Source organism: Providencia sp. wls1943, from assembly GCF_009706275.1.
Classification (GTDB): Bacteria; Pseudomonadota; Gammaproteobacteria; order Enterobacterales; family Enterobacteriaceae; genus Providencia; species Providencia zhijiangensis.
The window spans coordinates 113,491-125,695 of the sequence record NZ_WLTU01000025.1 but is presented as its reverse complement, the minus strand read 5'-3'; the positions used below and the strand labels follow the sequence as shown (position 1 = coordinate 125,695).

Genomic DNA, 12,205 nt, shown 5'->3' with positions numbered 1-12,205 from the left:
ATTGAAGGATCCCCATCAAACTGCCAATCATAGGGTATTTGTTGTCAGTAAGATGATTATAGAAGATCCCTCAATTAACCAGATTGATATAGGTTAATTGAGGGCTTAGATTTACTTAATTATTTGCTAATTTTTTAATTAGAAGAATAACTTGTAAGTTGCTGCGGAGATAGCGACCAGACCCATGATAACCACGAAGATATTGCTGAGTTTACCGGAGTATTTACGCATTGCTGGGACTTTACTGATTGCATACATTGGCATTAAGAACAGCAGGATTGCGATAACTGGACCACCCAGACTTTCAATAATATCCAGTACACCTGGGTTCAGTGTTGCGACTAACCACGTTGTTACCAGCATGAACAGCGCAGTACCACGGTTTAATTTTTTGATATCAACAGTTTTACCTTTTGCACGATACGCACGCTCAACTAAACCATTGAAACCTTCACGAGCACCTAAGTAGTGGCCTAAGAATGATTTGATGATAGCGATAAAGGCGATGATAGCGGCAGCATACTTGATGAACGGCTGATCAAAGTAACCAGACAGGTAGTCAAGGATACTGATGTTTTGCGCTTTAGCAGCAGCAAGGTCCGCTGAAGACAGCGTGAATACACAGCTGATGACGAAGAACATTACAGTCAGAACCATCAGGATGTGCGCAGAAGCCAGAATGCGTGAACATTTTTTCTCAGCCGCTTCATCATACTCTTCACGTTTTGCCACAGAGAATGCAGAGATGATTGGTGAGTGGTTAAACGCGAACACCATAACTGGGATTGTTAGCCAGATAGTGATCCAGATGCTTTGTCCACCGGATGCTTTAGCTGCTTCAGTTACGCTATCTAAAGATAATGTGCTCAGAACATCGGTGCTCCAATGTGGAACCATGTACAGAGAGAAAGCGACCAGTACGGCGATGAATGGGAACACCAGCATACTCATGACTTTAACAATGTATTTTTCACCGAATGCCACGATTGCCATAATGCCACCGACTAAAATCAGTGCCAGCAACCAACGTGGTGGAGCGCCAACGCCTAAAAGTTCAGTCAGGAATTTGTTGACGTTGTTAGTGATAGAAACACCATAAACTAACAGAATAGGATAAATAGCAAAGAAATAGAGCAGGGTGATCCAGTTACCTGCTGTACGACCAAAGTGTTCTTCTACAACTTCAGTGATGTCACCGTCTTTCTTTGAACCGGAAAGTACAAAGCGTGTTAAACCACGGTGAGCGAAAAATGTCATTGGGAAAGCAAGTACTAACATCAGTAATACTGGTAGTAATCCACTCATACCCGCATTGATAGGTAAGAATAAAACACCCGCGCCGATGGCTGTACCATAAAGGCCGAGCATCCACACGGTGTCTGTTTTGCGCCAAGCGGTAGCATTCCCTGTTTGCGAGGCTGTTTTGTTGATGGAACCAACTTTTGTTGTATCCATAATAGTCTCCAAAAATAAAAGTCAAAAATAAAAATTGGGTGCCTATTTCACTAGGCTCTTAATCTTTTTGTACGATTAATCGACGGTTTAATCAGTGATTAGTAAATAAACAATCGATTAATACACTGTCTAGCCATTAATAATGGTTTTATACGTAACAATCTGATTGGAAATAAAACTAAGATGAATATGAAATTCATTTTCAATCAGTTTTGTAATTTTATAAGTAATTTTTAAAAATGGATTTTGAGTGTGAGAATCTACATTTTAGCAGAGTAAAATGCCGTGATCATTATCTCAAAAGAGAAATATCCACCATGTTTATCAGGTCACAGTGAATTTTGTAAAATTGTTAATGAAATTTAACTTAGTGCTAGTTTTCATGGGTTTTCGGCAATGTTCATAAAATGATTATTCGACAAATTTATTTATATAAAAATACAAAACATTAAAACCGTTATCATGTTAATAAAAAATTTAACGTCAATCAGATGATCAATGACTTGAAAATACGGATGAAAAAACCGCTTTATTCTTTAGAGAAATACCTAGCTGGGGTTTATTTTAACATATTGATATAAAAGGAATTTATTCCTTTACGTTAATTAAATAATAACGTGATTAATTTTTTTGGTTAATTAATGTTCTTGCGAAATATGTTAATTATTTTAGGGGATTTAAGATGGGAAATAGAATGCTTATTTTTTGTCGCAAAAAATAATAAGAAATAGTTACAAAATATTTGTTAATTAATTGTTTTAATATTTATTTGATAAATTCAAATAAAGTTATTATCGCTAAAAATAAATGAAAACAAACTTTGATTTAGCTCAATATTTAATGATGGAGAAAATGAAGGGGAAAGTACTGACACTGATAATAGGTCAGTACTTTAAATCACCAATTAAGGTTGCATCCATCCTTTACGAATGAGAGAACCAAATACGAGGTGGTAAAGACGAGTGAGTGGTTGCTGAATAACACTGCCACCTCCAGCCCAAATCAGCTGAGATAAACCGCAAGAAATAGCACCTAAGATAAATGCACCGATCATGTCTAACGGCCAGTGAACACCAAGATAAATTCGAGACCATGCAATAACGATGGCAGGAACCATAAACACGAAGCCAACCCATGTTCTTAGCCAGAATAAGAAAGCAAAAACAAACGTGAAGACAATAGTTCCATGGTTACTTGGGAAAGACGGAGTTGCGTCGTGATCTAAGAAATTAGAGCCAATGCCCATCACGAAAGGACGCTCATGTGGTGCAAAATAACCAATCAACCAAGAAATTACTAAGCCAATGACAATGGCGTAAGCCGTTTTACAGGCAAAGGCACGTTGACGAGTCATACTTGACTGCGCGCCCCAAAACCAACACGCAACAGTAAATAGCGGGAAAATAAGGATCAAGCGTTTGGCGATCACCGTGGCTAACGCAATAGTACCACTTGCGGACTCAGGCGTTGCGTTGATCAGATTAAAAAGATCCAGATTTAGTTGTTCCAGCACGATCAGAGTACCTCGGACATTAGTTCTCAAGAAGACGGGACATAGCAATGGGAAGGGGTGAATCAAGACACGCTCTAGACCTTGCTACTCAAGCTGACAAATTTACTTTTTGTTAAACATTAACTCAATCAATATTTGCTCAATAACAGTGATTTATCAGGGCAATGCAAAAGCTCTAGACACAAAAAACCCGATAGCATGAAAAAATCAAATGGCTATCGGGCTCCTCAATATGGGGACATCAAAGAAAAGCAGTGGCACTAATTAAGACTACAGCAATGGAGGAAAGTTCTCTCGCTGATCAGAAAAAGTGCAATTTTTGATGAAAATATTTTTGCATAGCACAAAAAGAAAAAATAAAGCCCCAAATGAGAGGCTCATCAAGGGCTTTATAAAAGAAAATGTCTTGTAAGATTGATTACTTATACAGACTCAGATTTTCTTTAGCGTATGCTTCAAAATCAGTGCAACCACCAATGTGTTTTTCATCGATAAAGATTTGAGGAACGGTTTCTACAGTTTTACCAACGGTTTTGGATAAGTCTTCTTTAGAGATACCTTCCGCTTGGATATCAACATAGCGATAATCGAAGTCGTCACGTTCATTCTTCAGTTTTTCTGCAAGTTCTTTAGCACGAACACAGTATGGGCAACCAGGGCGACCAAAAATAACAGTGTACATAATATCTCCTTAAATTTAGAACTCAGATTCTAATGACTAATCAGATACAAAATAATAATGCCCAATACTATGCCAACATCAGCTTCTAAATAAAAGTTGAATTTTCCTTTCATAGCTATAGGCAGTCTATATAATTTGCTAGAGGTGGTGACGATACTGTCAATATAAGGTAATAAAACGAAGGAAAACATCATGGAACAACAGCAAAAACCCATAAAAGAGACTAAAGGGACGATGCGCTCACTAGCGGATATGCCAAAACCCGTTCTATTTCTTGAGGGTATCGGAATATTATTACTAATCACCGTATTACTTGCCACTAATGACTATATTACGCTGCCGGAATGGCTCGCCAGCTCTGGCGCGATTGTCTCTATGGTGCTGGTTGGAATGGGGTGTTTAATCCCAGCGATGATCAATATTATCTGGCGAGCCGTGCATGGCCTTACTTTTTTAGGCATTGATAATAAATCGGGGGGCGCGAGTCGTGACCGCCGTAATCAGACAAAAGAGACAACGCGAGATGATGATAAACCAGACGAAAAGTAGAGCAGGGCATGGTTTTACTGGTGTTTAGACTGGCTATGTGTGAAAATTGTCCGCTTTCTATTTGTTAGAATGAATTGTTAGTATGAGTGCTTGGTTGGCACGAATATGGTTATTTTTGGTATATCGCTATTTTGAGTTGAAGAAGGTTATTGATCATGGATTCTATTTGTTACCCAGATATCTCACAACTGCGTGAGTGGCTCGACCAACTCAAAACCTCTTATTTCGAGTGTGATTCTTGTGCTGCTTTGCATCTCCCTCATATGCAAAATATTGATGGGATCTTTGATGCTAAATTAGACATTATTAATAATGTGTTAGTACTCTCAGCATTGGCAGAACTTAAACCTACCGCGATTATTACGCTGGTGGCAAATATTAGCCAAATTAACGCCAGCTCATTAACGGCAAAAGTTTTTCTCGAAATTAATAATGAAAATCTACCTAAATTGGTGGTTAGCCAATCATTTTCGTTAGAAGCTGGGATAACCTATCGCCAATTTAGCCATTTCTTACAGCAAGCCGAAGAGCAAATTTCCGGTATTGTGTTTGAAATTTTCAGTAATAATCTGCTTTATGCTAACCAAGATGAGTATGAAGAGTTAGAGTCGGATGATAATGATGACGATACTGAATCCGACCTTGATGATAAACCTTCCGTGATTATTCACTAAATACCTTATGCATTGTGAAAAATATTTGGCAGGAGAATGTCGCTCCTGTCAGTGGCTAGAATTATCGCCAGAACAGCAAATTGCCTGTAAACAAGATAATCTGCAATCTTTATTGCCTTCTTTGGCATCGTCTTTATTTTTGACACCCGTGACGGGGCCATTTGAAGGATTTCGCAATAAAGCCAAAATGGTTGTCAGTGGTAGTGTTGAAAAACCGATTTTGGGTATTGTTAACCGTGATGGAGATGCTATTAGTTTAACGGAGTGCCCGTTATATCCCACTGAATTTTCGCAAATCTTCGCGCAGCTTATTCCTTTTATCGCAAGAGCTGGGTTAACTCCCTATAACATTGAACGTAAGCGCGGTGAGCTAAAATATATTTTGCTGACTCAAAGCTGGCATACCAAACAATTTATGTTGCGCTTTGTCTTGCGTTCCAATAAAAAAATCGCGCAATTGCAGAAAGCATTACCTTGGTTACAAGAAAAATTGCCGCAATTAGCCGTGATCACCGCCAATATTCAACCCGTACATATGGCTATTTTAGAAGGTGAACAGGAAATTATGTTCACTGAGCAACATGTGCTGCGGGATGAATTTAACCAAGTTCCTCTGTTTATTCGTCCGCAAAGTTTTTTCCAAACGAACCCTATCGTGGCATCTCAGTTATATCAAACTGCTCGAGAGTGGGTGAAAGACTTGAATATCACTAGTTTATGGGATCTGTTTTGCGGTGTGGGTGGCTTCGGTTTGCATTGCGCGGATAAGACGACCAGGCTAACGGGTATTGAAATTAGTGCGCCCGCTATTGAGTGTGCTCGCCAGTCTGCCCAAGAGCTGGGTTTGCAGCATGTAGAGTTCCAAGCATTAGATTCAACCAATTTTGCAACCAGTCGCCAAGATATTCCCGATTTAGTGCTGGTGAATCCACCTCGCCGCGGTATCGGTAAGAATTTATGCAATTATTTATCTGATATGCATCCTGAGTATATTCTTTATTCTAGCTGTAATGCCCAAACCATGGCGCAAGACTTTGAATTATTATCAGGATACGATGTTTGCAAAGTTCAACTATTTGATATGTTCCCGCATACAGCACACTATGAAGTGTTGAGCTTATTGAAACGAAAATAGTGATTAAAATAGGTAGGTTTACGCCTATCTATTTTCACGTCTCGTTTTACAAGATAAGGCTCAAATGAAGAGTTAATTTCTATTATGAATATCTCCATATTCATCAATAGATAAATTACCTTTTTCGCTCTTTATTAATGGGAGCTTTTCAGTAATAGTTGAAATCATTTTTTTAACGTCAGTTTCATTTGAATCGATATTCCATTTTTTTAGTCCCTTATAAACGGTGAGTTTGGTTATATTACTTATTGGGTCATGGCTTTTCAGCTTTATTTTGAAATTATCGGGTAATGCTATATTTACTTTATCTTTTATCAGTGCATTTTTGATATTAGTTTGAAGCTCTTCATCAGAAAAATTAGGCAAGCTAAGTTTGTTTTGGCTGTTGGTTCTTTTATCAATCATGCGGACATTAAGTAATGCATGACCAGTATCAGAGCGTTCAGTTCGACCATTGATATTAAATTCATCAAAAATTTGGGATAACTGACTGAAAAAACTGTGGCTATCTTCATCAAATAGAATGCCTTTGTTTGGTTCAAAAAATGTGTATATCACTTTTTCATCACTGTTTTTGGCGGAAATAGCCATGCAGTGGTCGATTGTTTCTACAAGACAGTAATAATAACCTTTGCTTTTTATTGATTCATTGATATCCATTTCTATATCAGCTAGCGTTTTTAACTCACCAGAATGATTGGTATTTTGCCTATCTTCCAGTGGTTGTGCATTATCGTTGATTAATCCTGCGCGAATTCGTCTATCAACAGAAATTAGGCTAATTTTGTCTGCCTCAAATATTAAAAAGGCAGTCAAAATTAAACGGGCATCATTCGTTGTTAACGGTATTTTATGGGATAATTTTTCTCTTATTAGCTCTATTTCTTCCTGGGATAAATACGAGCAGCTGAAACAGGTTCTATCCAGTATTTTTTCTATAAAAAAACCTAAATTAGCAGGGAGATCATAGTTAATGAGGAATGTATCAGGTATATTTATTCCTTCATGAATTTCACCTGATTTTAGTAGCTTATTTAAATATCTAACATTATCTTCCTGCGAGTAAATATCTCTAATAGAGATAGTGTTCATGTAAAATGCGAGGTTATTTAATTGAATTGAATTTGCGTAGTCTACTTGTTCATTGATAGCTTGATAAATTAAAGTGCTAAATTCAGCCATTCTAAATTTCTTAGTAGAATTTAAAATATATGTATCCAGCGTGTTTTGGGAATACTCTTGATTCGATATGACATTAAATGTGTCACTAAGTTTTTTGACATACTGGGGCCCAAGATTATGACTTTCATACATCATAAAATGGTTGGAAAGACCGGCGCAAATACCTGCTTGAATGGGGCTAATATTTGAGACTTTGACAAGTTTATTCACAAATAGGTTGGGGATATCCGTGGCTATGTAATTAACAATAGGCCCTTGCTGAAAAGGAATGGAAAATTTAACTTGTGTAATCATCTAGATAACCTTATGTAATCGGTATTATTTTGCAATGATTCATACTACCAATATAAAATGGTTCTATCTTTCAAAAATCAATACATACAGAGGCAATTGGCTATGTATATTTTTCATATAAAAAAAGCTTGGTGTTGAACCAAGCTTTTTTATGTGTAAAAACAATGAGCTTATGGACGAAATGGTAAGCTAAATTTAGCTACGATGTTCAAATGCCAGTGCTTTACGCTCAATCAGACGCATAATTAACGTCAGAATCGCATTCACCACAAGATAGATAATCCCTGCCGCGACAAACGCCATGACATCCCATGTTTGCCCAAATACTTGGCTACTGTAGCCCATAATATCCAGCATTGTAATGGTACTGGCGAGAGAGGTACTTTTGAAAATCAGTACCACTTCGTTGGAATAGGATGAAAGTGAGCGTTTAAACGCATAAGGGAGAATAATCCACATGGTTTGTAGCTTATTCATACCCAGCGCTTGGCAAGATTGCCACTGACCCGACGGAATGGCTTTTACCGCACCATGGAATAATAGCGTGGAATATGCCGCACTGTTTAATGCCAGTGCTACCATCGCACAAACCCATGGCGTCGAAATAAACTCCCACAGCATCGGGTAATTTTGCAGTGACTTAAATTGGCTCGGGCCATTATAAATCAAGAAAAACTGCACCAATAACGGCGTGCCGGTGAATAGGGTGATATACACCTTAACCGCTTGTGAAATGACGGGAGTTTTGAGGGATAAGATCAGCGTAAAGAAGATGGCTAAGATAAAAGCCACCAATAATGCACTGAAGGTCAGTGACAAGCTGGTCGGTAATCCCGGTAATATTTGTAGAATTAAATCGATCATTTCGCATCACTCCGTTCAAAACGCGTGGTGCGCAGTTCAATACGTTTTAGCACCAATTGGCTTAATAGGGTGATAGCGAGGTAAATCAGTCCCACAATAGCGTACCAAGTAAACGGTTCATGGGTACGGTTCACAATGGTTTTGGTCTGTAGCATTAAGTCGTTGACGCTAATTAAGGACACTAACGCGGTATCTTTGAGTAACACTAGCCACTGGTTACCTAAGCCCGGCAGGGCATGGCGCCACATTTGCGGCATGATATAGCGAAAGAAAATGGTTCGTTTGCTTAATCCAAGGGCTAATCCCGCTTCCCATTGACCATAAGGCACGGCTTTCAAGGCACCACGCAAGGTCTGTGAGGCGTAAGAAGCATATAACAGTGCAAGCGCAACCACACCACAGAAGAATGGCGTGTAGTCAAATTCGCCGCTGTCAGCAAAGAAAATGCTCGGATCAATTTGGAATGTACCTTGCCAGAAACCTAAGTTAATGGCGATACCATCACCTAACAGGTTAATGAGCTGGAGCGTTCCAAAATAGACAAACAGCACCACCAGTAGTTCAGGTAAACCACGGATCAGCGTGACCCAGCAGGTTCCTAAAAAGGCGAGAGGTTTGAACCGAACAGATTCCCATGCGGTAAATAGCATTGCGAGAACCAATCCAAGGACTAGCGCTAAAACGGCAAGGCCGACGGTAATACCGGCGGCACTTGCTAAAAAGAATAAATCATTCATTAATTATATCGACTACTGTTGAAACCATTTTTTATGGATAGCATCGTAGGTGCCATCGGCTTTAACTTCAGATAAGGCTTTGTTCATCTTATCAAGTAACTCTTTGTTGCCTTTACGAACCGCGATACCTAAACCAATACCAAAGTATTGTGGATCGGTCACTTTGTCGCCCACAGCTGCTAAGTTTTCATTACCTTTCGCTTTTAACCACTCATCAGCAACGGCAGTGTCACCGAAGACCGCATTAATACGACCGTTTTGCAGATCTAAAATGGCAGATTGGTAGTTATCATAAGGGACAACAGTCATATCTTTATGTTGTTCCAGAATGTATTTCTGGTGTGTAGTACCGTTTTGTACCCCGATTTTTTTACCTTTTAACTGGTCAACGGCAGTAATCTTATCTTTTACCGCAATAAATTCAGCGGAGTTCGGGTAGTAAGTTTCGGTGAAATCCACTTGTTGTTGACGCTCAGGGGTAATATCGATACCCGCCATTAATGCTTCAAAGCGACGGAATTTCAGGCTTGGGATTAAGCTATCAAAAGATTGGTGTGTGAATGTGCAGGTTGCATTCATTTTTTCACACATTGCATTTGCCAGATCTACGTCAAAACCCACGATCTGGTTGTTTTTATCAAACATTTCAAATGGAGCATAAGTGGCTTCAGTTGCAAAACGGATAGTCTCTTTTTCCGCCGCCGCCGCAGATAGGGTTACAGCGCCTAATAATGTAGCTAATAATAATTTTTTCATTGCTTAATCCTATATCTATTAGTGGGACAGAATCTATTAATGGGATAGATAATTTGCAAATGCTTCGGTTTGAGGTGCAGCGAAGTGGCTAGCATCTCCTTGCTCTACAATATGACCGTTTTCCATATAGACCACACGGCTTGCGGTTTTACGGGCAATTTCAACTTCATGGGTCACGATAACTTGGGTGATCCCTGTTGCTGAAAGTTCACGAATAATGTCCACCACTTGCGCTGTGATTTCAGGGTCAAGTGCGGCTGTTGGCTCATCAAATAACAGAACTTGTGGTTCCATCATTAAGGCGCGAGCAATCGCGACACGCTGTTGTTGGCCGCCGGATAAATGCAAGGGATAGCGGTCAGCAAATTGAGATAAACGTAAACGCTCTAACAGCTTAGCGGCTTTTTCTTGAGCTTGCTGCTTGGATAGCTTCAAAACGCGGCATGGCGCTTCAATCAGGTTATCCATCACACTTAAGTGAGGCCAAAGATTATATTGCTGAAAAACCATGCCTACGTTTTGGCGCAGATCGCGAATAGCTTTCGCATCTGGTGCTTTGGCAAAATCAAAAGTATGGTTGGCAACGTTGAGTTGACCTGAACGTGGCATTTCTAGCAGGTTTAGTACGCGCAGTAAGGAACTTTTACCTGCGCCGCTTGGCCCGAGTAATACCATGGTTTCACCAGCAGAGCACTCTAAGTTGATATCAAAGAGTGCCTGATGGTTACCGTAGAAACAGTTTATGTTTTTTAATTGAATGCTCATGCTTACCAATAATATCTAAATTAACTACCTGCGATATTAATCCTGTAAGCATATTTATGCAATGTTTTATGCATAAAAATTTGGTTTTTTACGCTAAATTTATTCTGGCTTATTGGAGCTATCTTCCGCTATCGGCGCAGTCACAAGCTTTTTGTCCCGTTGAATCGCCAATTCACTAATACGCTTAGCCATGCCTTTAAAGATGAACAGATGAGCTGGCATCATCGCAAACCAATAGAGTAATCCGCTGAAACCCGCTGGGTGCCACCATGCACGAACATCAATTGAGCGTAGATTTCCACTATCATGAATAGTGAAAGTCAATCGACCTAAACCGGGTGCTTTCATACCAAAAAGCAAGCTAAGTTGCTTATTTGGCTCCATATTAATGACTCGCCAGCCATCAACTTCATCACCAACCTGTAAGGTGTCACGATCAGGTCTGCCATATTTGACTTTATTCAACATCATATCGTCCATAATGGCGCGTGTTTTCCAAAGAATATTGGCGTAAAAATAACCTTCTTTTCCACCAATTTGCTGGACAGTATGCCAGAGCGATTCTGTGGTTGCAGTGGTACTATAAGTAAAGCCTGCTTGTTTAGGGTAATAGCCGTAACCCGGTCTCCAGCGTTTTCTTACCTCCGGATCGTAACCCCAATCTGAGTTATCAATGGCGCTGGCTTCTTCCGATAATGTGGTTCTGACCGCGTCATCAAATGAAATCAGTGTTTGCGGGATAAGTTCGCGAATGAGTTTATCGTCTGCAGGCAGGTCGTGTTGTAAGCCTTGGATCAACTCTTTGGCAATTGTGGGCGGCACAGAAGTTATCAAACTAATAAAGTGCACGGAGATCATACTGACAGGGATCGGAATTGGAATTAACAAACGGCGCTTTCCAGAGACTTTAATAAAGCGCTTGAAGAGCTCTTGGTAGCTTATATATTCAGGGCCGCCCGCATCTAATACTTGGCTCTTCGTAACGGGGAGTTGGGCTAATTGCGTGAGGTAATACAGGATATTTTCAAGGGCAATTGGGGATGACTTTGAGCGAACCCAACGAGGCGGAGTCAAAATGGCGAGGTTATACACCATATCCCGCATGATTTCGAAGGCCGCAGAGCCTGAACCAACGATAATGGATGCGCGGATCTCAGTTACAGGAATACCACTTTCGCGCAGAATTTCTCCTGTTAAGCGTCTGGCAATTAAATGCGGGGAATAAGTATGCCCATGTTGCAGTGCGCTGAGGTAAATCACTTGCTTGACGTTGGAGCCTTGCAGCGCATTTTGTACATTGCACGCCGCTTCACGTTCACGTTCAATAAGATTGGCTTGATCCGCCATGCTATGAACAAGGAAGTAAACAATATCCACTTCATCCATGATATTTTTCAGGGTTTCAGGCTGGTGTAAATCCACATAGATACAGCGAGTATCTGACCAACCTTGGGATAGCATCCAGTCTACACGTCGGGCGGCAGCAGTGACTTCATGACCTTCTTCCAATAATTTAGGAATTAAATTTTGCCCAATATAGCCACTGGCACCTAGTACTAAAACTCGTTGTTTACCCGTCATGTTAATTTCCTGTGATAC

General features: G+C 39.9%; 12 protein-coding genes. 3 read left to right on the top strand and 9 right to left on the bottom strand.

All coding sequences use genetic code 11. The features are described from left to right. Positions 1 to 138: 138 nt before the first annotated feature. From GKR48_RS14665 to GKR48_RS14655, 3 genes are all read right to left on the bottom strand, one after another. A complete protein-coding gene (locus GKR48_RS14665) occupies positions 139 to 1,455 on the bottom strand; it encodes a serine/threonine transporter (protein WP_154628605.1) in 1,317 nt (438 codons plus the stop codon). A gap of 904 nt (positions 1,456 to 2,359) precedes the next feature. Beyond that, the gene (ybjG, locus tag GKR48_RS14660) at positions 2,360 to 2,968 is read right to left on the bottom strand and encodes an undecaprenyl-diphosphate phosphatase (protein ID WP_006657692.1); all 609 of its coding nucleotides are present in this window, start codon (positions 2,966 to 2,968) and stop codon (positions 2,360 to 2,362) included. A gap of 418 nt (positions 2,969 to 3,386) precedes the next feature. Beyond that, the gene (locus tag GKR48_RS14655; RefSeq protein ID WP_006657693.1) at positions 3,387 to 3,650 is read right to left on the bottom strand and encodes a GrxA family glutaredoxin; all 264 of its coding nucleotides are present in this window, start codon (positions 3,648 to 3,650) and stop codon (positions 3,387 to 3,389) included. A 192-nt stretch (positions 3,651 to 3,842) separates the two neighbouring features. Here GKR48_RS14655 and GKR48_RS14650 point away from each other — a divergent pair, with 192 nt between their 5' ends. From GKR48_RS14650 to rlmC, 3 genes are all read left to right on the top strand, one after another. Beyond that, positions 3,843 to 4,199 carry a YbjC family protein gene (locus tag GKR48_RS14650; protein ID WP_154628604.1) on the top strand — a complete coding sequence of 119 codons (357 nt, stop codon included), beginning with the start codon at positions 3,843 to 3,845 and terminating at the stop codon, positions 4,197 to 4,199. Positions 4,200 to 4,354: 155 nt separating this feature from the next. Further along, positions 4,355 to 4,873 (top strand): YbjN domain-containing protein, encoded by a 519-nt coding sequence (locus tag GKR48_RS14645; protein ID WP_036951887.1) that lies wholly within the window; start codon positions 4,355 to 4,357, stop codon positions 4,871 to 4,873. Between the two features lie 7 nt (positions 4,874 to 4,880). Next, a complete protein-coding gene (gene rlmC / locus GKR48_RS14640) occupies positions 4,881 to 6,008 on the top strand; it encodes a 23S rRNA (uracil(747)-C(5))-methyltransferase RlmC (protein WP_154628603.1) in 1,128 nt (375 codons plus the stop codon). 72 nt (positions 6,009 to 6,080) lie between these two features. Here rlmC and GKR48_RS14635 read toward each other — a convergent pair whose 3' ends face one another. The 6 genes from GKR48_RS14635 to GKR48_RS14610 form a co-directional block, all read right to left on the bottom strand. Continuing rightward, the gene (locus GKR48_RS14635; RefSeq protein ID WP_154628602.1) at positions 6,081 to 7,484 is read right to left on the bottom strand and encodes a hypothetical protein; all 1,404 of its coding nucleotides are present in this window, start codon (positions 7,482 to 7,484) and stop codon (positions 6,081 to 6,083) included. Positions 7,485 to 7,679: 195 nt separating this feature from the next. Next, entirely contained in the window at positions 7,680 to 8,348 is a 669-nt protein-coding gene (gene artM, locus GKR48_RS14630; protein WP_154628601.1) for an arginine ABC transporter permease ArtM, read from the bottom strand. Then, entirely contained in the window at positions 8,345 to 9,085 is a 741-nt protein-coding gene (gene artQ, locus GKR48_RS14625) for an arginine ABC transporter permease ArtQ (protein WP_036951876.1), read from the bottom strand. Before artQ ends, artM begins: the two co-directional genes overlap by 4 nt. A gap of 12 nt (positions 9,086 to 9,097) precedes the next feature. Continuing rightward, the gene (gene artJ, locus GKR48_RS14620; RefSeq protein ID WP_036951873.1) at positions 9,098 to 9,841 is read right to left on the bottom strand and encodes an arginine ABC transporter substrate-binding protein; all 744 of its coding nucleotides are present in this window, start codon (positions 9,839 to 9,841) and stop codon (positions 9,098 to 9,100) included. 36 nt (positions 9,842 to 9,877) lie between these two features. Next, positions 9,878 to 10,606, bottom strand: a complete 729-nt coding sequence (gene artP, locus GKR48_RS14615) for an arginine ABC transporter ATP-binding protein ArtP (protein WP_154604327.1) — start codon at positions 10,604 to 10,606, stop codon at positions 9,878 to 9,880. 99 nt (positions 10,607 to 10,705) lie between these two features. Beyond that, positions 10,706 to 12,187 (bottom strand): DUF2867 domain-containing protein, encoded by a 1,482-nt coding sequence (locus tag GKR48_RS14610; protein ID WP_154628600.1) that lies wholly within the window; start codon positions 12,185 to 12,187, stop codon positions 10,706 to 10,708. Positions 12,188 to 12,205: the final 18 nt, after the last annotated feature.

What these genes read in the sequence shown, in the direction of transcription:
- GKR48_RS14635 (WP_154628602.1), bottom strand. Translation starts at nt 7,484, where the DNA reads ATGATTACACAAGTTAAATTTTCCATTCCTTTTCAGCAAGGGCCTATT.
- rlmC (WP_154628603.1), top strand. Translation starts at nt 4,881, where the DNA reads ATGCATTGTGAAAAATATTTGGCAGGAGAATGTCGCTCCTGTCAGTGG.
- artQ (WP_036951876.1), bottom strand. Translation starts at nt 9,085, where the DNA reads ATGAATGATTTATTCTTTTTAGCAAGTGCCGCCGGTATTACCGTCGGC.
- GKR48_RS14665 (WP_154628605.1), bottom strand. Translation starts at nt 1,455, where the DNA reads ATGGATACAACAAAAGTTGGTTCCATCAACAAAACAGCCTCGCAAACA.
- GKR48_RS14655 (WP_006657693.1), bottom strand. Translation starts at nt 3,650, where the DNA reads ATGTACACTGTTATTTTTGGTCGCCCTGGTTGCCCATACTGTGTTCGT.
- GKR48_RS14645 (WP_036951887.1), top strand. Translation starts at nt 4,355, where the DNA reads ATGGATTCTATTTGTTACCCAGATATCTCACAACTGCGTGAGTGGCTC.
- GKR48_RS14650 (WP_154628604.1), top strand. Translation starts at nt 3,843, where the DNA reads ATGGAACAACAGCAAAAACCCATAAAAGAGACTAAAGGGACGATGCGC.
- GKR48_RS14610 (WP_154628600.1), bottom strand. Translation starts at nt 12,187, where the DNA reads ATGACGGGTAAACAACGAGTTTTAGTACTAGGTGCCAGTGGCTATATT.
- artP (WP_154604327.1), bottom strand. Translation starts at nt 10,606, where the DNA reads ATGAGCATTCAATTAAAAAACATAAACTGTTTCTACGGTAACCATCAG.
- artJ (WP_036951873.1), bottom strand. Translation starts at nt 9,841, where the DNA reads ATGAAAAAATTATTATTAGCTACATTATTAGGCGCTGTAACCCTATCT.
- artM (WP_154628601.1), bottom strand. Translation starts at nt 8,348, where the DNA reads ATGATCGATTTAATTCTACAAATATTACCGGGATTACCGACCAGCTTG.